We start from the raw sequence: 22,499 nt of genomic DNA, 5'->3' as shown, positions 1-22,499 counted from the left end.
CTATGTCGTCACCGAGCTGGCCATTTGTGGGGAGCGAAGCGATCGCCGATGGTCGCGTCAAGAAGCATCACCTGCGCTCGACCTATCGAGCCTTGTTTCCCGATGTGTACGTCCCGATCGATGCGGAGGCCAGTCTTGAGCACCGGGCCAGAGCAGCGTGGCTGTGGTCGCATCGCGAAGGAGTGATCGCGGGATTGACCGCGGCGGGTCTGCACGGCGCGAAGTGGATCGATGCCACGCTCCCGATCGAACTCGTCTGGTCGAACGCGCGACGCCCGCCGGGCCTGCGCACGATGGACGCCCGTCTGCTTCCCGACGAGTTCACTGTCCACCACGGTATGCGACTGACGACGATCGCGAGGACCGCGTACGACCTCGCGCGTCGCGGCCGGCTCGGCGACGCGGTCGCGCGGGTGGACGCTCTGGGGCATGCGACCGGCCTTCGTGCTGACGAGGTCCTCGCTCGCGCTCGCCAGCACCGTGGCGCCCGAGGTTTGCGGCAACTGGAAAAGGTGATGGACCTCTACGACGCGGGATCGGCGTCACCGAAGGAGACGTGGTTGCGCCTCCTGATCATCAGCGCCGGGTATCCGCGGCCGCACACGCAGATCCCGGTCCGCAGCCCGGACGGCCGACGAAAGTACTACCTCGACATGGGTTGGCCCGACGTGACGATCGCCGTCGAGTACGACGGTGAACAACATCGCGTCGACGACTCGCAATACGCCAGGGACATCCGCCGTTCCGAGGACTTGCGCGAGCTCGACTGGCTGGTCATCCGCGTCATCAAAAGCGACCGGGAATTCGACATTCGGGCCTGGATCGCCCGCGCATGGGCCGCGAGACTGCGGGGAGATCGCAATATCAGCTGATGACGCGATCTCCCCGCAGTCTCGACGCGAAGAGACTAGGAGAGGCGCTCCACGACCATCGCCATGCCCTGCCCGCCGCCCACGCACATCGTCTCGATGCCGAAGGTCTTGTCGTGGGTGGCGAGGTTGTTCAGCAGCGTGGCCGTGATCCGTGCACCGGTCATACCGAACGGATGCCCGAGCGCGATCGCGCCACCGGACACGTTGAGCTTGTCCTCGTCCATGCCGAGCTCGCGGGCCGACCCCAGCACCTGCACCGCGAACGCCTCGTTGATCTCGTACAGGTCGATGTCGGAGATCGACATCTTCGCGTTGCCCAGCGCCTTGCGCACGGCCTCGATCGGACCCAGGCCCATGATCTCCGGCGACAGACCCGACACCCCGGTCGACACGATGCGCGCCAGCGGCGTCAGCCCCACCTCCTTGGCCTTCGTGTCGCTCATGATCACCACCGCGGCCGCGCCGTCGTTCAGCGGGCACGCATTACCCGCGGTGATCGTGCCGTTGGGGCGGAACACCGGCTTGAGCTGGCTCACGGCCTCATAGGTGGTGCCGGCGCGGGGGCCGTCGTCGGTGGTGACGACGGTGCCGTCGGGCAGCGTGACGGGCGAGATCTCGCGCTCAAAGAAGCCACTCTTGATCGCTTCTTCGGCGCGGTTCTGCGACCGCACGCCCCAGTGGTCCTGGTCCTCGCGGCTGATTCCGGTGTGCAGCACGACGTTCTCCGCCGTCTGGCCCATCGCGATGTACACGTCGGGCAGCAAGCCGTCCTCGCGCGGATCGTGCCATTCGGTGGCGCCGGCGGCGGCTTGATCGGTGCGGGCCATCGCGTCGGCGTACAGCTCGTTCTTCGAGTCCGGCCAGCCGTCGGAGGTGCCCTTGAGGAAGCGCGACACCGTCTCCACGCCGGCGGAGATGAACGCGTCACCCTCGCCGGCCTTGATCGCGTGGAACGCCATCCGCGTGGTCTGCAACGACGACGAGCAGTACCGGTTGACCGTGGTGCCCGGCAGGAAGTCGTAACCCAGCTGCACCGCCACGGCGCGGCCGATGTTGAAACCCGCTTCACCGCCGGGCTGGCCGCAGCCCATCATCAGGTCGTCGATGTCGCGGGGGTCCAGTGCCGGCACCTTGTCGAGCACCGCCTTGACCATCTGCGCGGCGAGGTCGTCTGGCCGCATGGACACCAGCGAGCCTTTGTTGGCCCGACCGATGGGGGAGCGGGCGGTGGCGACGATGACGGCTTCGGGCATGACGACTCCTCGGTAGACAGCGAGAACTATCTGTGAACCTAGCCCGCAGCCACGACGATGGGCGCGGGCACCCCGGTCGAGCGGCGCCACAGCCGGCCCAAATTGCCGATCCGCGACAGCAGCGATCCCTCACCCGAACGCGATTCCAGTGCGGCTTCGGCCGGTTCGGTGCCCACGAACTCACCGAGCGCGGCACACAGCGCAGGCAGTAACTGCTGGGCGGCCAACGCGTAACCGGCCGCCGACGGATGGAACATGTCCGGCGAGAACAGCTCATCCGGCGCCTTGTAGAAGTGCGGTGCCAGCAGATCGGAGAACGGCACGGGCACGCCGCCGGCGGAGCGCACCTCACCGGCCTGCGCCCGCGCCAGCCGCAGACCGCGGCTGCGCGCCACCCAGCGCAGAGGTTGCGGAATCGCCTTGATCACCCCGAAGTCCGGGCAGGTGCCGACGACGACGACCGCGCCGCTGCTGCGCAGACGCTGCACGGCGCGGCCGAGTCGCCGCGCCGAGGGCCCCACTCCGTTGGGCGCGGTGATGTCGTTGGCGCCGATCATGATCACCGCCGCGTCCGGTGGCGGACCGGCGACGAACATCGCGTCGATCTGGCCCGAGAGGCCCTTGGAGGTGGCGCCGACGATCGCCTTGGTGCTGAGCCGGATGCGCTTGCCCGACTCCTTGGCCAGGCCGCGGGCCAACAGCACGCCGGGCACCTCGTCGGCGGTCCGGCAGCCGTAGCCGGTGGCCGTCGAGTCGCCGAAGATCATCAGGTGCAGGTCGAAGGGCACGCCGCGGTACCAGCGCGTGACGGGTCCGCCCTCAGGTAAATAGACGCCGTCGGCGCGCGGCGGGATGTCCCAGGATTTCGGGATGACGCGGCGGGCCTGGTCGGCCTGACCGGTCAGCAGATTGCGAGCCCCGACGTAGAACGACCCGGTGGATGCGAGCGTCGCGACTGCCGCCAGCGCGACGGTCGACCGGCGGACGTGAGGAGCACGGTGGCTGGAGCCCACGGATGCGAGTTTAGGTGGGCCTTCGCCGGATAACCGAGTGGCATACGGAATCCGCGGTCACAGTGCGGTATCAACTCCGGTATCAATCGCGTTTAAACGATTGTGATAATGGTTACAAGTGCCAAGCTAAGTAACGAGGTTGTCTGAGTATCTTGGCTTATCCCGGTACTACAACGGCGTAGGAAGTGGTGGCGATGACGGCACCGAGCAAGGTCCCCAGTACTGCCCACCTGGGTGTCAGGCCAGGTCGGGGCCACAAACCGCGCCGTTTCCCGGTCAGTGACGGGGCGCCGGTAGAGGTCGTCGAGGACGGCCCGAGCATCGCCGGACGTCTCATGGGCCTGGCTGCGATGGCCACGATCAAGCCGTTCCTGTCCGTTGGCAGCTACGCCCCCAAGCTGCCGTGGCCCTGGGGTCTGGTGGACTTCGCGGCCCGCGTCATCCGCCCGGTTCCCGGAACCGTGCGCGCGACGATCGCGCTGCCGCACTGCACGGCCCAGCTGGTGCGCGCAGCGGGCGTCCTGCCCGCCGACGGTAAGCGCAGCGTCGTCCTCTACATGCACGGCGGTGCCTTCCTCACCTGCGGCGTGCACACCCATGGCCGCCTGGTGACCGCGCTGTCCCGGTACGCCGATGCGCCGGTCCTCGTGGTCAATTACCGGATGATCCCGAAGCACTCGGTGGGCACCGCTCTCGACGATTGCTTCGACGCCTACCGCTGGCTGCGGGAGACCGGTTACGAGCCGGATCAGATCGTTCTCGCCGGGGACTCCGCCGGCGGCTACCTGGCACTCTCCCTGGCCGAGCGGCTGCAGATCGAAGGCGCCGAAGGCTACGGCTCCGAGACGCCCGCGGCCATCGTCACGATGTCGCCGCTGTTCGAGATCGACAACGAGGGACGCGCCGAACATCCCAACATCCGCAGCGATGCGATGTTCCCGCCCAAGGCATTTCATGCGCTGATCGAGTTGATCGAAAAGGCCGGTGAGAAGCGGATCGTCAACGGCGAACCCGAGGCGATCTTCGAACCTCTCGACCACATCGAACCCGGCCTTCCGCGCACGTTGATCCACGTCTCCGGCTCCGAGGTCCTGCTCAGCGACGCCCGGAAGGCAGCGCGTCTGCTCGCCGCGTCCGGCGTGCCGGTGGAGGTCCGTATCTGGCCCGGCCAGATGCACGTCTTCCAGCTCGGCTCGCCCGCGGTGCCCGAGGCCAGCCGGTCGATCAAGCAGATCGGCGAGTACATCCGAGAGGCCACCTGGTAGTCGCCTGACGGGCCTGAGACGATGGACGCATGCGCATCGCCCGGCACGTCAGTGAGCTCATCGGCAACACCCCTCTGGTGCAGCTGAACTCGGTGGTGCCGCCGGGTTCGGGCACGGTGGCGGCGAAAATCGAGTACCTCAATCCGGGCGGCAGTTCCAAGGACCGCATCGCAGTCAAGATGATCGACGCCGCCGAGGCCAGTGGGCAGCTCAAGCCGGGCGGCACCATCGTGGAGCCGACGTCGGGTAACACCGGCGTTGGCTTGGCGTTGGTGGCCCAGCAGCGCGGCTACAAATGCATCTTCGTCTGCCCCGACAAGGTCAGCGAGGACAAGCAGAACGTGCTGCGGGCCTACGGCGCCGAGGTCGTGGTGTGCCCGACCGCTGTCGCGCCCGACGATCCCGACAGCTACTACAGCGTCTCCAACCGTCTGGTGACCGAGATCGAGGGCGCATGGAAGCCCGACCAGTACTCCAATCCGATGGGACCCGAGAGCCACTACGAGTCGACCGGCCCGGAGATCTGGGCCGACACCGACGGAAAGATCACCCACTTCGTGGCCGGCGTGGGCACCGGCGGCACGATCACCGGCGCGGGTCGCTACCTCAAAGAGGTCTCCGAGGGTCGGGTCAAGGTCGTCGGCGTCGATCCGGAAGGCTCGGTGTACTCGGGCGGCACCGGGCGGCCGTACCTGGTCGAGGGTGTCGGCGAGGACTTCTGGCCGTCGGCCTACGACCCGGCGGTGCCCGACGAGATCATCGCCGTGTCCGACGCCGACTCGTTCGACATGACGCGACGACTGGCGCGCGAGGAGGCGTTGCTGGTCGGCGGGTCCTGCGGGATGGCCGCCCATGCGGCCATCCAGGTGGCCGAACGCGAAGGTCCCGACGCCCTCGTGGTGGTCCTGCTGCCCGACGGCGGCCGCGGCTACCTGTCGAAGATCTTCGACGACGGCTGGATGTCCTCCTACGGTTTCCTGCGCAGCAGGCTCGACGGCACCGTCGCCGAATCCACCGTCGGTGACGTGCTGCGCGGCAAGTCGGGCGCGCTGCCCGACCTGGTGCACACCCATCCCGCCGAGACCGTCCGCGACGCCATCGGGATCCTGCGGGAGTACGGCGTGTCCCAGATGCCGGTGGTCGGCGCCGAGCCCCCGGTGATGGCGGGCGAGGTGGCCGGCAGCGTCTCCGAACGCGAACTGCTGTCGGCGGTGTTCGAGGGGCGCGCCAAGCTCGCCGATGCCGTCAGCCAGCACATGAGCCCCGCGCTACCGCTGATCGGTGCCGGCGAACTGGTGAGCACCGCGGCCAAGACGCTGCGCGAATGCGATGCGGTGATGGTGGTCGAAGAGGGCAAGCCGGTCGGTGTGCTGACCCGGCACGACCTCTTGGGCTACCTGTCCGACTCGAGCTCGCGCCGCTGATCGCACACCAGGTAAAACCGCTGCTCCCAGCCGTCTCTCAGGTATGGTGATCTCGCTTGCTACCAGCTAAGAAACAGACTGGAAGGCATTATGAGCGATCAACCGCCGGGGTCGCGGCTGTCCCCGCCGAGGGTCGGCGATCTGTCCGCGCCGCCGAGTGCGGGATCGATTGCGGCGCTCCGGAAGTCGCCCCCGCTCGGCACCCCTGAGACGACCGGCGTCGGGGTTCGACCCGAGCTCGCTCAGTTCCGGGCCGGCGAGCCGCCCGGCGCTCGTCGGCCGAACGAGCAGTCCGGCTGCGGGATTCGGCATGCCGGTGAGTCGAGAAGCGCCAGACCCTCGTCGGCAACACCCACGAACCTGTACTCAACCATGTCGCACCACCCAATCGACCCGAGGAGGAAATCTCGATGACCGACAACCCCGGCGGTTACCCGCCCCCTGGTGGATATCCGCCCCCTGGCGGCCAGCCCGACCCCCAGGGTGGCTACCCACCGCCGCCACCGCCCGGCGGCTATCCTCCGCCGCCGCAGGGCAATTACCCGCCCGGCGGGTTCCCGCCGCAGCAGCAGGCCACGTACCCGCAGGCGGCGCCCGCGCTGCCCAAGGAGGCCTACACGTCATGGCTGACGCGTGTTGCCGCGTGGTTCATCGACTACATCCCGGTGTTCATCATCGCGGGCCTCGGGCAGGGCATCGCGATCCTCACCGGTGACAACAACTGCGAGGACATCAACGGTGGGTTCGCCTGCACCTCAGAGCCTTCCGCGCTCGGGACGACGGTGAGCATCCTGGCCTCGGTGCTGTCGATCGCCTTCGTGGTGTGGAACTACGGGTACCGGCAGGGCACGACGGGCTCGAGCATCGGCAAGTCGGTGATGAAGTTCAAGGTGGTCAGCGAAAAGACTTTCCAGCCAATCGGTTTCGGGTTGTCTGTGGTCCGTCAGATCGCACACATCGTGGACGCGATCATCTGCTACATCGGCTACCTGTTCCCGCTGTGGGACGCCAAACGGCAAACCCTCGCCGACAAGATCATGACCACCGTCTGTGTCCCACTGACGCCGCAGGGTCAGCACGGGCAGCAGCCGACGCACCACTACTGAGCACGCAGATCGGCGTCGGCGCCGGCGTGTGGACGCCGGCGCCGGCGGCGATCATGTCCTCCAGGTGCCGGGTGGACGACGCGGCGGTCCGCAGCGCTACCGTGGCAGCATGAGCGAGCAGCGCAGCGCATCCGAGCACTTCCGGGCTTTGGGACCGGCCACCAAGGCCATTCACGCCGGCTTCCGGCCCGACCCCGCCACCGGGGTGGTCAACACGCCCATCTACGCCAGCTCGACGTTCGCCCAGGACGGGGTCGGCGGTCTGCGCGGCGGGTACGAGTACGCGCGGACCGGCAACCCCACCCGCGCGGCCCTGGAGTCGGCGCTGGCCGCGGTCGAGTCCGCGACATTTGCGCGCGCGTTCAGTTCCGGCATGGCCGCGACCGACTGCGCGCTGCGCGCCGTTCTGCGGCCGGGGGATCACCTCGTGATCCCCGACGACGCCTATGGCGGCACCTTCCGGCTGATCGACAAGGTGTTCACGCAGTGGGGGATCAGCTACACCGCGGTGGCCCTCGGTGACCTCGACGCCGTGCGGGCAGCCCTGACCGATCGCACCAAGCTGATCTGGGTGGAGACGCCGACCAATCCGCTGCTGTCGATCGCCGACATCGCCGGCATCGCGTCGCTGGCCGCGGAGCGTGACGCGAAGGTGTTGGTGGACAACACCTTCGCCTCGCCGGCACTGCAACAGCCGATGCTGCTCGGCGCCGACATCGTGTTGCACTCGACGACCAAGTACATCGGCGGGCATTCCGACGTCGTCGGCGGCGCGCTGGTCACCGACGACGAGGCCCTCGACGAGGCGTTCGCGTTCCTACAGAACGGTGCCGGCGCCGTGCCGGGCCCGTTCGACGCGTACCTGACCATCCGCGGCCTCAAGACCCTGCCGCTGCGCATGCAGCGGCACAGCGAGAACGCCGCCGCCATCGCCGAATTCCTCGCCGAGCATCCCGCCGTGTCGACCGTGCTCTACCCGGGACTGCCCGACCACGCCCACCACGACGTCGCAGCGCGGCAGATGAGCGGGTTCGGCGGCATGGTGTCGGTGCGCCTGAAGGGCGGACCGCAGGCCGCGCGTGACTTCTGCGCGCGTACCGACATCTTCATCCTGGCCGAGTCGCTCGGCGGGGTGGAGTCGCTGATCGAGTACCCGGGAGCGATGACGCATGCCTCGACCGCGGGATCTCAGCTCGAAGTGCCCGACGATCTGGTGCGCCTGTCGGTCGGCATCGAGGACATGGCCGACCTGCTCGGCGACGTCGAGCAGGCGCTCGCTCAGGTCAGCTCCGCCAGCGCCTGACGCACGGCCGACGCGGTGACGGCCAGGTTGACCTCGGCCAGTCCCGTCGGGGATTCGTCCAGCCAACTGCCGCCGGCGATCTCGCCGGCGCGCGCGTGCACCCAGCGCCAGCCGCGGTCGTTGAGACTGAGAAGCGCCCCGAGTCCGTCGGCGGCGTGCAGCACCGTGATGATTGCTGCGGTCGCCGCGGTCGGCGGTCTGCGCTCGAACAGCGCAGCCAGCAGCGCGTCGCGCGCAGGCCCGACCCGACGGCGGTCGGTCGGCGGCGTGTGCGTACGACGTCTCAGAGCGCCGGAGCGCACCGTGACATGCCGGATCTGGCCCGTTCGTTCGAGGTGCTCGACCAGCTCGCGTTCCACCGACCGGCTCAGCACCTTGATCGGCTGGCCGGGACGCCGCGGGGCTTTGCGCAGATAGTCCAGCGCAGACACCGTCAGCGGATCGACCGGGCCGGTCGCGTCGAGCACGACCAGGCGCCCCGGCGCCACCGGTTCACCGTCGACGGCGGGCCGCACGCGGCAGCCGTACGCCATGTCGAGCAGGGTGGCCGCCGCGAGCGCATGACCACGACGAGTGTCGTCCAGACCGGGTTCGCCGGATGCGTTGTCGACCAGCAGCAGAAACAGCTCTTCAGCGATCTGCGCCACGCCGGTCAGCCGTGATAGGGCTCCGCGGAGACGAGTGTGACCTTCACCGTGTTGCCGTTGGGCACCGTGTAGGTCCGCGTCTCGCCCACCTTGGCGTCGAGCAGAGCGCCGCCCAGCGGTGAGTTCGGCGAGTACACCTCGAGCTTGCCGTCGGTGACGCCCTCCTGACGGGTGGCGATCAGGAACGTCTCGGTGTCGCTCTCGTCGTCGTCGTAGTAGACCTTGACCACCGAACCGGGCAGCGCGACACCGGACTGCTTCGGTGCCTCGCCCACCTTGGCGCTGTTGAGGAGCTCCTGCAGCTGGCGGATCCGGGCCTCCTGCTGGCCCTGCTCCTCGCGAGCGGCGTGGTAGCCGCCGTTCTCTCGCAGGTCGCCCTCTTCGCGGCGGTCGTTGATCTCGGCCGCGATGACGGGGCGGTTGGCGATCAGCTGGTCGAGTTCGGCCTTCAGTCGGTCGAACGCCTCTTCGGTCAGCCAGGTGACCTGGGTGTCAGTCATGTCGGCGCGCTCCTGTCGTCGTCGCTTTCAGCGCTTCTCGCGTGAAAAGTTCTCGGGCACGGTGCCGGGGCGGTGCTGAGGTCGCAAGCGTTTATCAGCGTGTATTGCCGCATCCACCGTCGTCGTAACGGCGCTCAAATGCAGCAATACACGGCCCCAGCAGGAACCGTGTACTCGACGAGCATAGCACCGGGCGGCAATCCGCTTTTCACGTTTTCGCAGTCCGCGGTTGGTTGCGCAGTGCCCGACGAACGCCTCGACAGGCGCCGGCCTACCCGCTGACCAGGTACGGCGGCACGTCGGTGCCGCACCCGTAGACGTCGCCGACCACCGCCGGCCGAGACGTCGTCACCGTCGTCCTGACCTGCACGGTCTCCGCGCTCGACGGTGCCACCAGCAGTTCCCGGCGACCCACTTCGTCACCGTCGTAGGACCGGGCCCGCACGATGCACACCACCGGCGCAGACGGGTCGTCGCGGGTGATGCTGGCCGTCACCTCGACCGTGTGGTCGTCGACGACGCGGTAACCGCCCAGTTCGCCCTTGACCTCGGGCGAGCCCAGCCGATTGAAGGCCACCGCGGCGATCGCGACGCCGAGCACGACCACCGCGACGAACAGGCCGATGACGAGCCGGCGACGGGTACGCCGACTGCGCTGCGGGGCGCCGTAGCGCTGCGCGGGGCGGTCGATCATCTCGTTTTGCATGCCCGTCGTTCGGATACGTGTACTGGACTGGAACTATAGGACGTGTCGGTGTTGTTGAACCCGACCGTGAGTGTCCATGCAGGTGAGCAGCTAAGAGGAATCCGTTGAGCGAACTGCGGTTGATGGCCGTGCACGCGCACCCCGACGACGAGTCGAGCAAGGGCGCCGCGACGATGGCCCGCTACGTCGACGAGGGCGTGCGGGTGATGGTGGTGACGCTGACCGGTGGTGAGCGCGGCGACATCCTGAACCCGGCGATGGATCGGCCCGAGGTGCACGGCCGGATGGCTGAGATACGCCGCGAAGAGATGGCCAAGGCGGCCGCGATCCTCGGCGTCGAGCATCACTGGCTCGGCTTCGTCGACTCCGGCCTGCCCGAGGGTGACCCCCTGCCCCCGCTGCCCGAGGGATGCTTCGCGCTGGAACCGCTCGAAGTGCCCACCGAGGCGCTCGTGCGGGTGATCCGCGATTTCAAGCCGCACGTCATGACCACCTACGACGAGAACGGGGGCTACCCGCACCCCGACCACATCATGTGCCACAAGGTGTCCGTGGCGGCCTACGAGGCGGCCGCCGACCACCTCCTCTATCCCGACGCCGGCGAGCCATGGGCGACGCACAAGCTCTACTACAACCACGGTTTCCTCCGGCAGCGCATGCAGGTGTTGCAGGACGAGTTCGCCAAGAACGGCCAGGAGGGTCCGTTCGCGAAGTGGCTGGAAAGCTGGGATCCGGACGAGGACCTGCTGGCCAAACGCGTCACCACGCGCATCGAATGCGCGAAGTACTTCGCCCAGCGCGACGAGGCGCTGCTCGCGCACGCCACCCAGATCGACCCGAAGAGCTTCTTCTTCACCACCCCGATGGAGTGGCAGCAGCGGCTGTGGCCGACCGAGGAGTTCGAGTTGGCCCGCTCCCGCGTCCCGGTGTCGCTGCCCGAGACCGACCTGTTCACCGGTATCGAGGAGCGGAGCTGAATGTCATGGTGACCGCCCTGGCCGTCGACATCCTGGCCCAGAACCCCCCGCAGCAGAGCGGACCCGACTTCGGGAAAGCGAGCCCGTTCGGACTCATCGTGATCGTGCTGCTGCTGATCGCCGTTTTCGGACTCGTATGGTCGATGAATCGGCACCTGAAGAAGGTGCCGGCCTCGTTCGACACCGATACCGCCACGGCCGCCGACGGCACGGGCACCGGCGCGCCCGACGCCGATCCCGACCTGGCGGCGGGCAACCCGGCGGATCCCACGGCGCGTCGTGAGCCCGACGCCGGGACGTAACACCCTCGGGGCCGCGCTGAGCCCCTATCTGCGCCAGCACGCCGACAACCCGGTGCACTGGCAACAGTGGGGTGCGGAGGGCGCTTGCCGAGGCCGCGGCCCGCGATGTGCCCATCCTGCTGTCCATCGGATACGCCGCGTGCCACTGGTGCCACGTGATGGCCCACGAATCGTTCGCCGATCCCGACGTGGCCGCGGTGGCCAACGCCGGTTTCGTCTGCATCAAGGTGGACCGCGAGGAGCGTCCCGACCTCGACGCGGTCTACATGGCCGCCACGGTCGCGCTGACCGGGCAGGGTGGCTGGCCGATGACCTGCTTCCTCACCCCCGGCGGCCGGCCGTTCTTCTGCGGCACCTACTACCCGAAAGCGACGTTCCTGCAACTGCTCTCGGCAGTCGAGGAGACCTGGCGGACCCGCCGCGCCGAGGTGGAGCAGGCGTCGGAGCACATCGCCGGCGAACTGCAGTCGATGTCCGAGGGCCTGCCGGGAGGTGGCCCGGTGACGGCTGCGTTGTGCGACAGTGCGGTCGAGGCGGTGCTGGCCGACGAGGACACGGTGTACGGCGGATTCGGCGCAGCCCCGAAGTTCCCGCCGTCGGCCCTGCTGGAAGGGTTGCTGCGCCATCACGAACGCACTGGCGCGAGCTCGGCGTTGGCGGCAGCGGCCCGAACATGCGAGGCGATGGCCCGCGGCGGCCTCGTCGATCAGCTGGCCGGTGGATTCGCCCGCTACAGCGTCGACGAGGCGTGGGTGGTGCCGCATTTCGAGAAGATGCTCTACGACAACGCCCTCCTGCTGCGGGTCTATGCGCACTGGGCGCGGCTGACCGGTGACCCCTTGGCGCGCAGAGTGACTCGCCAGACCGCCAGGTTCTTGCTCGACGACCTGCGCGACCATCAGCTGTTCGTCTCCTCGCTGGACGCCGACGCCGCGGGACGCGAGGGATCGACCTATGTGTGGACCCCCGCGCAGTTGCGCGACGCGCTGGGTGATGACGCTGATTGGGCCGCAACGGTTTTCGGAGTGACCGAGGCCGGCACCTTCGAGGGCGGCGCATCGGTGCTGCAGCTGCGCGCGGACCCCTCGGACGCGGCGCGGCTCGATGCCGTGCGGGCGACGCTGCGCGCCGTGCGCGCGGCGCGTCCGCAACCGGAACGCGACGACAAGGTCGTCACCGCGTGGAACGGCCTGGCGATCACGGCACTGTGCGAGGCCGGCGTTGCGCTGGCCGACCCCGAGTTCGTCGACGCGGCGGCTGCGTGCGCGGCGGCGCTGCTGGATTTGCACCTACGCGATGGGCGGCTGCGCCGCACCAGCCTCGGCGGCGTCGTAGGGGCCGGCGCGGCGATCCTCGAGGACCACGCTGCGGTGGCCACCGGTCTGCTCACACTGCACCAGGTGCGCGGCGAGCGGCGCTGGCTCGACACTGCCATCGAGCTGCTCGACCTCGCGCTGGAGCACTTCGCCGATCCCGACCGTCCGGGCCGCTTCTACGACGTCGCCGACGATGCCGAGCCGCTGCTGATGCGCCCCGCCGACCCGTTCGACGGAGCCGCGCCGTCGGGAGCCGCCTCCATGGCGGAGGCGCTCATGCTGGCGGCCCACCTCGCCCCGACGGATTGGGCGAGCCGCTACGCAGAGGCCTTCGCGGCCACGGTCTCGGCCGCCGTCCCGCTGTTGGTGCGTGCGCCCCGTTCGGCTGGGCACTGGCTGGCGGTCGCCGAAGCCGCGGTGCGCGGCCCGATCCAGATCGCGGTGGCGTGCGACGATCCGGCGACCTCGGATCTGCTGAGCGCCGCGCGCGGCTTGGCGCCCGGCGGGGCGATCGTCGTCGTCGGGCCCACCGGTGCGTCGGAACTGCTGCGTGACCGGCCGCGGGTGGATGGCATCGACGGCCCCGAGGACGCGGCGTACGTGTGCCGCGGACGGGTGTGTGATCTGCCCGTCCGTACAGCGGACGATCTCGCTGCCGCGCTGAGGCCGCCCGTGTAGCGTTGCCGCTCATGAGCTTCGCGCCCGAGGTCTTGCAAGGTTTCGTTCAGCGCTACCTCGACACGGTCGGCGCAGGCAACGCTGAGAACGTCGCCGCGCTCTACGCCGAGGACGCGACGCTGGAAGATCCGGTGGGCGGCGGCGAGGTGCACATCGGACGGCGGGCGATCGCCGGGTTCTACAAGGGCATGGAAGGCGACCACGACATCACCACGGAGCTGTTGATGTTCCGGGCGGGCGGGCACGAGGCCGCATTCGTGTTCGCGATCAACGTCGGCGGGGCGATGCGCATCGAGCCGATCGAGGTGATGACGTTCGACGGCGACGGATTGATCACCTCGATGAAGGCCTACTGGGGCCAGGAGAACATCACCGCGCTGTAGGGGTGTGTCAGCCGGAGAAGACGGCGAACCACATCGCGATGTAGTGGCAGACCGCCGCGACCGCCGTGCAGGCGTGGAAGAACTCGTGATGGCCGAACGTCGTCGGCCACGGGTTCGGCCATTTCAGCGCATACAGCACGCCACCGATGCTGTAGAGCGCGCCGCCGACGATCAGCAGCACCACCGCAGCCACCCCGGCGCCCTGCAGGATCGGCCCGATGAACCACGCCGCCACCCAGCCCAACAGGATGTACAGCGGGGTACCCACCCACCGCGGCGCCGACGGCCAGAACATCTTGAGCAGCACCCCAGCGAGCGCACCGCCCCAGACGATCCACAGGAGCACCCGGCCGCTGTCGGTGGGCAGCGCGAGCACCGCGAACGGCGTGTAGCTGCCGGCGATGAACACGAAGATCATCGAATGGTCGGCACGCTTCATCCAGGTTCGCGCGGTCTTCGAGGTCCAGTTCACCCGGTGGTAGGTCCCGCTGACGGTGAACATCGCGACGATCGTCAGCGTGTAGACCAGCGTCGCCAGGCCGGCCTGTGTCGACTGCACTGACCACGACACCGCCACCAGCGTGGCGCCGCAGATGACGGCGATCACCGCCGAGTAGACGTGAATCCATCCCCGGAGCCGCGGCTTGCCCAGGAACTGGGCGACGCCTCCTGCGACGGCCTCAGGCAGATCCTCGGGCTCTCCCGGGGTGTCGGCGGTGTACCAAGGCTCCAGAGATGTCGGCATTTCACCTCCGCTGACTGACGTGGACAATCCACCGGCCACAGTAGTCTGGACCATCGTGGACCTCATTCCGCGGCGGCTCAAGGAACCGGCCTACCGGCTCTACGAGATGCGGCTGCGCCAAGGGTTGTCCCGGCAGAAATCCGAGCTCCCGCGCCACATCGCGGTGCTGTGCGACGGGAACCGCCGCTGGGCCCGTGAACTCGGTCACGACGACGTCGCCTACGGCTACCGCGCCGGTGCCGAGCGGATCGCGGAGATGTTGCGCTGGTGCGCCGACGCCGGCATCGAGATGGCCACGGTCTATCTGCTGTCCACCGAGAACCTGCAGCGCGACGCCGACGAACTGGCCGCGCTGATCGACATCATCACCGACGTCGTCGAAGAGATCTGCGCGCCCGCCAATCAGTGGAGTGTGCGCACCGTCGGCGATCTCGAGCTGATCGGCCAGGAACCCGCCCGCCGGTTGCGTGAAGCGGTGCAATCGACCGACGGCAACAGCGGCAGATTCCATGTCAACGTCGCCGTCGGCTACGGCGGCCGGCAGGAGATCGTCGACGCGGTGCGCGCGCTGCTGAGCAAGGAACTGGCCAACGGCGCCACCGGTGACCGCCTCATCGAGGCCGTGACCGCCGAAGCGATCTCCGAGAACCTGTACACCTCAGGCCAACCCGACCCCGATCTGGTGATCCGGACCTCGGGGGAGCAACGGCTCTCGGGGTTCCTGCTGTGGCAGAGCGCCTATTCGGAGATGTGGTTCACCGAGGCGTATTGGCCGGAGTTCCGCCGTGTCGACTTCCTGCGGGCGCTGCGCGACTACAGCGCCCGGCACCGACGCTACGGCCGCTAGGAGCGCGTGATGCTCGGCCTGTCCGCTGCGGTGTTCGCGCTGAGCTGGTGGCTGGGCCTCTACCTGCTGGCCCGCGATCCCCGCAAACCCATGCTGGTGCTCGCCGCGGTCGGTCTGACCGGTTTCGCCGCCGTGGTCGCACTCGACGCGGTGCGCACAGGCGCGGACGTCGACGCTCTCGGCCGGATCGAGGTGTATCTCGTCGCGGTGCCCGGGGTGGCCTGGTTCGCTGTGCTGCTGGAGATGTCGCGGCCGCGCGACTGCACCCGCGGCCGGGGCCGCGAGGCCGCGCTGGTCGCCGCTGCCGCCGTGGTCGCCGTGACCGGTGCGGCGATGGCCGGTGACGTCGAGGGGCCGCTGCGATCCGGTCACTGGGTGCTGTTCGCCGCGGTCTCCGTCCCGGCTCTCGGCGCGCTGCTGGCCGCGATCCTGCGCCGTCACCAGCCCCGGCCCGTCGTCGGGTTCATTGTCGTCGCCACGCTGTTCTTCGCGCTCGGCAACGCGATCCTGGTCATCCCGCTGGGCCTGGTGCCGAGTTGGCTGGCGCTCGCCTCGACCGGCTGCGACGTGGCGCTGCTCGGCGTCGCGGTCGCGCTCGGCGACGCGTTCGACGAGGGCCAGGCGCTGCGCAAGGACATGCTGCGCTCGGCGCTGGGCACCGCGGCGGTGGCGGTGTTGTTCGGCGGCCAGGTGCTGCTCGGAGTGCTGGTGTCCGGGCCCGGCGTCACTCTGGTCGTGCTGCTGTTCACCAGTCTCGCGATCGCGATCACGGTCAACGTGCTGGCCGATCCGCTGGCCGGGCTGCTCGACCGGCTGGCGTTCTCGCGGAACCCGGCGCTCAGTGCCGAACGTGCCGCCCTGCGCAGCACCGAGGCCGCACTGCCGCGCCGAGCCGCCAATCCGCTCGACGACATGGACGACGAGACGTTCGGGCGGGTCACCCGCCGCGCGCTCGGCCATTACGCGGATCTGTCCAAGCTCGTCGCCAGCCCGTTGACCGCGCTGCCGGTCATCGACGAGCGCCTCGCCCGGCGCGGGGCGCCTGACCGGCCGCTGGAACGCGCCAACGAGTTGCGCGCCCTGCTGGCCGAGCGCATCGCCGGGCTCAAGCCGCGCGACGGCAACGACTTCGGCACCACCGAGGCGTGGCGGCACTACAACGCGCTGTACTTCCCCTACGTCGTCGGTGTCCGCGCCTACGCGCAGAACGCGACCGCCGCCGGGCTTGACCCGGTGGCGCGCCGGGCGTGGCAGTGGTTGGCCACCGAGGTACCGCAGCGTTCGCTGCACAACTGGCAGAACGCCGCCGCGCGCGTCATCGCCGCCGACCTCAAGAGCAGCCTGGTCGACGTGCGCTGACCTGCGGCTGGCAGTAGTTGGCAGCGTTCGGTGTCGATCTGGCACCGGCATCTGCGCACCGTGGGTGCCATGACCGCCATCAGTCACCGCGTCACCCGGCCCACCCGCCGCGACGACCAGCTGCTGCGCGTCGCTCTACGCGCCGACGCCACGCTGTGCGGCGGGTTCGGTCTGTTCGTCGCGATGGCCGCCGATCCGCTGGGCCGGCTGGCCGGGGTGAGCGCGACGGTCGGATGGCTCGCCGGCGCCGCGCTGGTCGCCTACTGCGCTCTGCTCTACAGCGCGGCACGGCTGGCGAGCATCCGGCGGGTGGGCATGGCGGTCTTGACGGGCAACGCGCTGTTCGTGGCCGCGGTGATCGCCGCTGTGGTGACCGGCGCGCCGGCGCTGACAGGCACCGGGACCGCGCTCGTGCTGACGTTCACCGCCGCCACGATCGGTCTGTCGCGGCTGCAGTTCCTCGGGGTGCGCCACCTGGCGTGACCCTCTCATGGCTGGGACCGGAGCCGCCGTCGGAAGAGGTTACGGCGTCGGCTCCGGTACCGGTCGACCACACCGGAGAAAGGAAACACACCATGACCGCAACCATCTCGTCCCGACTGGGCACGTCCAGCGACTCGCTGCTGCGCTTCGCGATGCGCGCCGACGCCGTCTGCAGCGGCCTCACCGGAGTCGCGCTGCTGGCGCTCGCTCCCACAGTCGCCCGGATATCCGGGACGACACCCACGATCGAGTACGTGACGGGTGCGTCGTTCGTCGTGTTCGCTCTCGCGGTGCTGGTGTTCGCGTCACGGCCGCGCATTCGTGCCGCCGGCGTGGTCCTGGCCGTCGGGAATCTGCTGTTCAGCGTGGCCACCGTGATCGTCGTGCTGGCCGGGGTGTGGCCGCTGACCGCCACCGGGGTGGCGCTGGTCCTCGGGACGGGTGTCTACACGCTGGCGATGGCCGAACTGCAGTTCCAGGGCGTGCGTCGGATCTCCGCTCGCCGTTAGAGCTTGCGCAGGCGCAGACGGTTGATGGAGTGGTCGGAGTCCTTGCGCAACACCAGCGTGGCGCGTGGCCGGGTCGGCAGGATGTTGTCGATCAGGTTGGGCCGGTTGATCGAATGCCAGATGTCGCGGGCGGCGAACACGGCCTGCTCGTCGGTCAGCGTGGAGTAGTGGTGGAAGTGCGAGGCCGGGTCGGCGAATGCGCCGGCCCGCATCGACAGGAATCGCGAGATGTACCACTCCTCGATGTCTTCGATGCGGGCGTCGACGTAGACCGAGAAGTCGAAGAGGTCCGACACCATCAGGGCGGGTCCGGTCTGCAGGACGTTGAGACCCTCCAGAATGAGGATGTCCGGGTGCGCGATGATCTGCTTCTCGCTCGGCACGATGTCGTAGAGCAGATGCGAGTACACCGGAGCGCAGGCCGCGTCGGCGCCCGATTTGACCGCGGTGACGAACCGCATCAGCGCCCGCCGGTCGTAGGACTCGGGAAAACCTTTGCGATGCATCAGGTTTCGACGGGAGAGCTCGGCGTTGGGGTAGAGGAAGCCGTCGGTGGTGACCAGATCCACCCGCGGGTGATGTTCCCAGCGGGCGAGTAGCGCCTGCAGCACGCGCGCGGTGGTCGACTTGCCCACCGCCACGCTGCCGGCCACCCCGATGACGAACGGCACCGGCCGGTCCGGATTCTGCTGGGGTTCCCCGAGGAAGTCGGCGGTGGTGGCGAACAGCGCCTGGCGCGCCGCCACCTGCAGGTGGATCAACCGCGCCAGCGGGAGATAGACCTCTTCGACCTCCAGCAGGTCGATTTTCTCGCCGATGCCCCGCAACCTGACCAATTCGTCCTCGGTCAGCTTCAGCGGCGTCGACATCCGCAGTGCCCGCCACTGACGTCGGTCGAACTCCACGTAGGGGCTGGGTTCGCTCAGCCGAGCCATGGGCACAGTCTTGCAGTTAGCGTGGTGGCCATGGACGCCGGTACTGGTTCTGAGTCCCTGGTGCGCGACTACCTGATGTTGGGGCTGCGCTTCGACCGCATCGAAGACGGCTATGTCGACTCGTTCACCGGCGACCCCGCGTTGCGCCGCGCGGTGGCCGACGAGCCGGCACCCGATCCCGCCGACCTCGCGCGCGATGCGCGGCGGTTGCTGGGCGAACTGCCCGCAGGTCTCGACGACGATCGTGCCGCGTTCGTCGGCGCGCATCTGCGCGCCCTCGAGTGCGCCGCGCGCACCTTCGCGGGGGAGAAGGTGGGGTTCGTCGACGAGGTCGAGGCGTACTTCGACGTGCGCATCGGCAAGGGTGATCCGGAGCGCTACCGCGAGGCGCACGCCGAGCTCGACGACGCACTCGGCGGCACCGGTCCGCTGGCCGACCGGATCGCCGCCCACCGTGCGGCCGAGGAGATTCCGCCCGCGCGCCTCGAGGAGGCCATCCACGCGTTCTCCAGCGCCCTGCGTGACCGCGTGCGTGCGACGTTCCCGCTGCCGGAGCGCGAGACCATCACCTACGAGGTGGTGACCGACAAGCCGTGGTCGGGCTTCAACTACTACCTCGGCGACTACCGCTCCACCGTCGCCGTCAACGCCGACCTCAAGCAGCAGATGGCGAACCTGCCTCGCCTGGTCGCTCACGAGTCCTATCCGGGCCACCACACCGAGCACTGCCGCAAAGAGGCCGGGCTGGTCGCGGGCAAGGGCCAGGCGGAGCAGACGATCTTCCTGGTCAACACGCCGCAGTGCCTGATGGCCGAGGGTCTCGCCGACCTCGCGCTGTACGCGGCCGTCGGGCCGGGCTGGGGGAGTTGGGCCGCCGAGATCTACGCCGATCTGGGTCTGCGGTTCGACGGCGCGCGGGCCGAGACGATCTCGGAGGCGACGGCCGCGCTGGCCGACGTCCGCCAGGACGCCGCGCTGATGCTGCACGACGAGCACCGCGACGTCGACGACGTCGTGGCGTTCCTGAAGCGCTGGCTTCTGGTCGACGACGAGCGTGCCCGCCAGATGCTGCGGTTCCTGTCGTCGCCGCTGTGGCGGGCCTACACGTCGACCTACGTCGAGGGGTACCGCCTGCTGCGGGGATGGCTCGACGACCGGCCCGACGGTGTCACGCTGACCCAGCGGTTCACCACCCTGCTCGACGAGCCACTGATCCCGTCGTCGCTGCGAGCCGCCTGACCAGTCGCCGGGTGTGCGGTGTCATCCGCGACACGCCGGGTCAGGCGTATCGCGTCGCACACTCGACGAGTTTCTCGGCAGGACCCGTCGCGGACTAGGCTCGACGGCATGACTGCCACCTCCGCCACGGGTCAGGGCATCGAATACGCCGACACCGCCAGCGAGGCCTACCGCGCCGCGCTGCGGGTGATCGAGAGTGTGGAGCCGCGCATCGCCGAGGCCACCCGCAAAGAGCTTGACGATCAACGGCATTCGCTGAAGCTGATCGCCAGCGAGAACTACGCCTCGCCGGCGGTGCTGCTGACGATGGGGACGTGGTTCTCCGACAAGTACGCCGAGGGCACCGTCGGGCACCGGTTCTACGCGGCATGCCAGAACGTCGACACCGTCGAGGCGCTGGCCGCCGAGCACGCCCGTGAGTTGTTCGGGGCGCCCTACGCCTATGCCCAGCCGCACTCGGGCATCGACGCGAACCTGGTGGCCTACTGGGCGATCCTGGCCACCCGCGTCGAGACGCCGGGCCTGGCGGAGTTCGGCGCCAAGCACATCAACGACCTGTCCGAGGCCGACTGGGAGGCGCTGCGCGCCAAGCTGGGCAACCAGAAGCTGATGGGGATGTCGCTGGACACTGGCGGGCACCTCACCCACGGGTTCCGGCCCAACATCTCGGGCAAGATGTTCCACCAGCGCCAGTACGGCACCAACCCCGAGACGGGGTTCATCGACTACGACGCCGTCGCCGCCGCGGTGCGCGAGTTCAAGCCGCTGATCCTGGTGGCCGGCTACTCGGCCTACCCGCGCCGGGTGAATTTCGCCAAGATGCGCGAGATCGCCGACGAAGTGGGCGCGACGTTCATGGTGGACATGGCCCACTTCGCCGGTCTGGTGGCGGGCAAGGTGTTCACCGGTGACGAGGATCCCGTGCCGCACGCGCACGTGGTGACGACGACGACGCACAAGTCGCTGCGCGGGCCGCGTGGCGGCCTGGTGTTGGCCACCGAGGAGTACGCGCCGGCGGTCGACAAGGGCTGCCCGATGGTCCTCGGCGGCCCGCTCTCGCACGTGATGGCCGCCAAGGCCGTGGCGCTCGCCGAGGCCCGCCAGCCCGAGTTCCGCATCTACGCCCAGGCCGTCGCGGACAACGCACAGTCACTCGCCGACGGCTTCGTCAAGCGCGACGCCTCGCTGGTCACCGGCGGCACCGACAACCACCTGGTGCTGCTCGACGTGACGTCGTTCGGGCTGACCGGCCGGCAGGCCGAGTCGGCGCTGCTGAACTCCGGCATCGTCACCAACCGCAACGCGATCCCGGCCGACCCCAACGGCGCCTGGTACACCAGCGGCATCCGGTTCGGCACGCCCGCGCTGACCACGCGCGGGTTCGGCGCCGACGAGTTCGACCGGGTGGCCGAGCTGGTCGTCGAGGTGCTGTCCAACACCACGCCAGCCGCGGGGCCGAATGGCCCCTCCAAGGCCAAGTACACGCTGGCCGACGGCACCGCGGACCGGGTGCGCGCGGCCGCCGCGGAGCTGCTGGACGCGAACCCGCTCTACCCGGGTCTGACCCTCTAGACACAGGCCCGCGACACGGCCGGGGAATTTTACGATTCCCACAGAATTGGGTTACTGTAACCGCATGGCACAGAAACCTGTCGCTAACGCGCTGACCCTCGAGCTCGAGCCCGTCGTCGAGGAGCAGCTGAGGCGTCACCTCGACACCGAAGACGCCTGGTTCGCTCACGACTATGTGCCCTTCGACCAGGGCGAGAACTTCGCGTTCCTCGGCGGCCGCGATTGGGAGCCCTCGGACGTCACGCTGCCCAAAAAGGTCACCGACGCCGTCGAGATCCTGCTCATCACCAAGGACAACCTCGCCGGCTACCACCGCGAGCTGGTCGAGCACTTCATCCTCGAGGACAAGTGGGGCCGCTGGCTCGGCCGCTGGACCGCCGAGGAGCACCTGCACGCCGTCGCGCTGCGCAACTACCTCGTCGTCACCCGCGAGGTCGACCCGTCGGCCAACGAGGACGTGCGCGTCGAGCACGTGATGAAGGGCTATCGCGCCGACAGCTACAGCCAGATCGAGACGCTGGCCTTCATGGCGATGTGGGAGCGCGCCCATGCGGTGTTCTGCCGCAATCTGGCAGCGCAGACCGAGGAGCCGGTGCTGCGGGGCCTGATCGAGAAGATCGCGCGCGACGAGGAACGGCATGCCGAGTTCTTCTCCAACCTGGTGGCCCACTGCCTGACCTCCATGCGCGACGAGACCGTCGACGCGATCGCGACGCGGGCCGCGGCTCTCGATGTCGTCGGCGGCGACATCGACGCCTACGCCGACAAGGTGGCCACGGTCGCCGACGCCGGCATCTTCGACCGGACCACGCTGCGGCAGGTCGTCGCCGACTCGATCACGGCGTGGGGTCTGGCCGACGAGCCGCGTCTCGCGGAGTTCATCAGCTCGTAACGGGGCAGCCGTTTCGGCACGGCGCGCCTGCGCGGCGCGGATGCCCGGGCGGGAGTAGCGTCGTTTCCGATGGCTAGCGACATGCTCTGCTATCCGGGCGGTCCGAATCGTTTCGACGAGAGGACCGGCCCCGGTCCTTTCGGCCGCGCCCGCGTCCACCGAGATGTTCGCGT

22 protein-coding genes and 1 pseudogene are annotated in these 22,499 nt (G+C 69.0%); 16 read left to right on the top strand and 7 right to left on the bottom strand.

Translation table 11 applies throughout. The features are described 5' to 3' along the window. Positions 1-2: 2 nt before the first annotated feature. A complete protein-coding gene (locus ACXYX3_RS19810; RefSeq protein WP_458608712.1) occupies positions 3-872 on the top strand; it encodes a hypothetical protein in 870 nt (289 codons plus the stop codon). A gap of 35 nt (positions 873-907) precedes the next feature. On the opposite strand, the gene ACXYX3_RS19805 is transcribed toward ACXYX3_RS19810, so the two are convergent. Together ACXYX3_RS19805 and ACXYX3_RS19800 are read right to left on the bottom strand one after the other, a co-directional pair. Next, positions 908-2,125, bottom strand: coding sequence for an acetyl-CoA C-acetyltransferase (locus ACXYX3_RS19805; RefSeq protein ID WP_458608710.1), 1,218 nt, complete (start codon positions 2,123-2,125; stop codon positions 908-910). 38 nt (positions 2,126-2,163) lie between these two features. Further along, positions 2,164-3,138, bottom strand: coding sequence for an SGNH/GDSL hydrolase family protein (locus tag ACXYX3_RS19800; RefSeq protein ID WP_458608709.1), 975 nt, complete (start codon positions 3,136-3,138; stop codon positions 2,164-2,166). A gap of 194 nt (positions 3,139-3,332) precedes the next feature. Between ACXYX3_RS19800 and ACXYX3_RS19795 the strand changes: the two genes are divergently transcribed. The 4 genes from ACXYX3_RS19795 to ACXYX3_RS19780 all read left to right on the top strand — a co-directional run bounded on the left by ACXYX3_RS19795 (position 3,333) and on the right by ACXYX3_RS19780 (position 8,236). Beyond that, positions 3,333-4,403, top strand: coding sequence for an alpha/beta hydrolase fold domain-containing protein (locus ACXYX3_RS19795; protein ID WP_458608707.1), 1,071 nt, complete (start codon positions 3,333-3,335; stop codon positions 4,401-4,403). Between the two features lie 29 nt (positions 4,404-4,432). Further along, positions 4,433-5,827 (top strand): cystathionine beta-synthase, encoded by a 1,395-nt coding sequence (locus ACXYX3_RS19790; RefSeq protein ID WP_241205765.1) that lies wholly within the window; start codon positions 4,433-4,435, stop codon positions 5,825-5,827. Between the two features lie 410 nt (positions 5,828-6,237). Next, the gene (locus tag ACXYX3_RS19785) at positions 6,238-6,933 is read left to right on the top strand and encodes an RDD family protein (RefSeq protein WP_241205766.1); all 696 of its coding nucleotides are present in this window, start codon (positions 6,238-6,240) and stop codon (positions 6,931-6,933) included. A 109-nt stretch (positions 6,934-7,042) separates the two neighbouring features. Next, positions 7,043-8,236: a cystathionine gamma-synthase gene (locus tag ACXYX3_RS19780; protein ID WP_241205767.1), complete on the top strand. Its 1,194-nt coding sequence runs from the start codon at positions 7,043-7,045 to the stop codon at positions 8,234-8,236. On the opposite strand, the gene ACXYX3_RS19775 is transcribed toward ACXYX3_RS19780, so the two are convergent. The 3 genes from ACXYX3_RS19775 to ACXYX3_RS19765 all read right to left on the bottom strand — a co-directional run bounded on the left by ACXYX3_RS19775 (position 8,212) and on the right by ACXYX3_RS19765 (position 10,077). Then, positions 8,212-8,883 carry a GOLPH3/VPS74 family protein gene (locus ACXYX3_RS19775; protein ID WP_458608706.1) on the bottom strand — a complete coding sequence of 224 codons (672 nt, stop codon included), beginning with the start codon at positions 8,881-8,883 and terminating at the stop codon, positions 8,212-8,214. The two genes, ACXYX3_RS19780 and ACXYX3_RS19775, sit on opposite strands and share 25 nt — an antisense overlap. Positions 8,884-8,888: 5 nt before the next feature. Next, complete coding sequence (gene greA / locus ACXYX3_RS19770; RefSeq protein WP_241205769.1) at positions 8,889-9,383, bottom strand: transcription elongation factor GreA; 495 nt, start codon at positions 9,381-9,383, stop codon at positions 8,889-8,891. Between the two features lie 271 nt (positions 9,384-9,654). After that, positions 9,655-10,077 carry a DUF4307 domain-containing protein gene (locus ACXYX3_RS19765; protein WP_458608705.1) on the bottom strand — a complete coding sequence of 141 codons (423 nt, stop codon included), beginning with the start codon at positions 10,075-10,077 and terminating at the stop codon, positions 9,655-9,657. A 116-nt stretch (positions 10,078-10,193) separates the two neighbouring features. Here ACXYX3_RS19765 and mca point away from each other — a divergent pair, with 116 nt between their 5' ends. The 4 genes and pseudogenes from mca to ACXYX3_RS19745 all read left to right on the top strand — a co-directional run bounded on the left by mca (position 10,194) and on the right by ACXYX3_RS19745 (position 13,745). Then, positions 10,194-11,066 (top strand): mycothiol conjugate amidase Mca, encoded by an 873-nt coding sequence (mca, locus tag ACXYX3_RS19760; protein WP_458608704.1) that lies wholly within the window; start codon positions 10,194-10,196, stop codon positions 11,064-11,066. Positions 11,067-11,071: 5 nt separating this feature from the next. Beyond that, on the top strand, positions 11,072-11,368 hold the full coding sequence (locus tag ACXYX3_RS19755) for a hypothetical protein (RefSeq protein ID WP_458608703.1): 297 nt from the start codon (positions 11,072-11,074) through the stop codon (positions 11,366-11,368). Then, a pseudogene (locus ACXYX3_RS19750) lies at positions 11,346-13,362 on the top strand (thioredoxin domain-containing protein). Before ACXYX3_RS19755 ends, ACXYX3_RS19750 begins: the two are co-directional and overlap by 23 nt. Before the next feature lie 11 nt (positions 13,363-13,373). Further along, positions 13,374-13,745, top strand: a complete 372-nt coding sequence (locus ACXYX3_RS19745; protein ID WP_458608702.1) for a nuclear transport factor 2 family protein — start codon at positions 13,374-13,376, stop codon at positions 13,743-13,745. Positions 13,746-13,752: 7 nt separating this feature from the next. Here the strand turns inward: ACXYX3_RS19745 and trhA are convergent, their stop codons facing one another. After that, positions 13,753-14,490, bottom strand: a complete 738-nt coding sequence (gene trhA, locus ACXYX3_RS19740; RefSeq protein ID WP_458608701.1) for a PAQR family membrane homeostasis protein TrhA — start codon at positions 14,488-14,490, stop codon at positions 13,753-13,755. Between the two features lie 55 nt (positions 14,491-14,545). On the opposite strand from trhA, the gene ACXYX3_RS19735 reads away from it, so the two are divergent. The 4 genes from ACXYX3_RS19735 to ACXYX3_RS19720 all read left to right on the top strand — a co-directional run bounded on the left by ACXYX3_RS19735 (position 14,546) and on the right by ACXYX3_RS19720 (position 17,688). Continuing rightward, on the top strand, positions 14,546-15,337 hold the full coding sequence (locus ACXYX3_RS19735) for a (2Z,6E)-farnesyl diphosphate synthase (RefSeq protein WP_241205776.1): 792 nt from the start codon (positions 14,546-14,548) through the stop codon (positions 15,335-15,337). Positions 15,338-15,346: 9 nt separating this feature from the next. Then, positions 15,347-16,696 carry a hypothetical protein gene (locus ACXYX3_RS19730; RefSeq protein ID WP_458608700.1) on the top strand — a complete coding sequence of 450 codons (1,350 nt, stop codon included), beginning with the start codon at positions 15,347-15,349 and terminating at the stop codon, positions 16,694-16,696. A gap of 69 nt (positions 16,697-16,765) precedes the next feature. Next, complete coding sequence (locus ACXYX3_RS19725) at positions 16,766-17,179, top strand: hypothetical protein (RefSeq protein WP_458608699.1); 414 nt, start codon at positions 16,766-16,768, stop codon at positions 17,177-17,179. Between the two features lie 92 nt (positions 17,180-17,271). Further along, a complete protein-coding gene (locus ACXYX3_RS19720; RefSeq protein ID WP_458608698.1) occupies positions 17,272-17,688 on the top strand; it encodes a hypothetical protein in 417 nt (138 codons plus the stop codon). Here the strand turns inward: ACXYX3_RS19720 and coaA are convergent. Beyond that, entirely contained in the window at positions 17,685-18,623 is a 939-nt protein-coding gene (gene coaA, locus ACXYX3_RS19715) for a type I pantothenate kinase (RefSeq protein ID WP_241205780.1), read from the bottom strand. The two genes, ACXYX3_RS19720 and coaA, sit on opposite strands and share 4 nt — an antisense overlap. Positions 18,624-18,653: 30 nt before the next feature. Between coaA and ACXYX3_RS19710 the strand changes: the two genes are divergently transcribed. From ACXYX3_RS19710 to ACXYX3_RS19700, 3 genes are all read left to right on the top strand, one after another. After that, positions 18,654-19,862, top strand: coding sequence for a DUF885 domain-containing protein (locus ACXYX3_RS19710; protein ID WP_458608697.1), 1,209 nt, complete (start codon positions 18,654-18,656; stop codon positions 19,860-19,862). Positions 19,863-19,970: 108 nt separating this feature from the next. Next, positions 19,971-21,434, top strand: coding sequence for a glycine hydroxymethyltransferase (locus ACXYX3_RS19705; protein WP_458608695.1), 1,464 nt, complete (start codon positions 19,971-19,973; stop codon positions 21,432-21,434). A gap of 64 nt (positions 21,435-21,498) precedes the next feature. Then, complete coding sequence (locus ACXYX3_RS19700; RefSeq protein WP_458608694.1) at positions 21,499-22,326, top strand: acyl-ACP desaturase; 828 nt, start codon at positions 21,499-21,501, stop codon at positions 22,324-22,326. Positions 22,327-22,499: the final 173 nt, after the last annotated feature.

The organism is Mycobacterium sp. Panama NTM2 (genome assembly GCF_054355555.1).
This window is presented reverse-complemented; position numbering and strand designations above follow the sequence as displayed.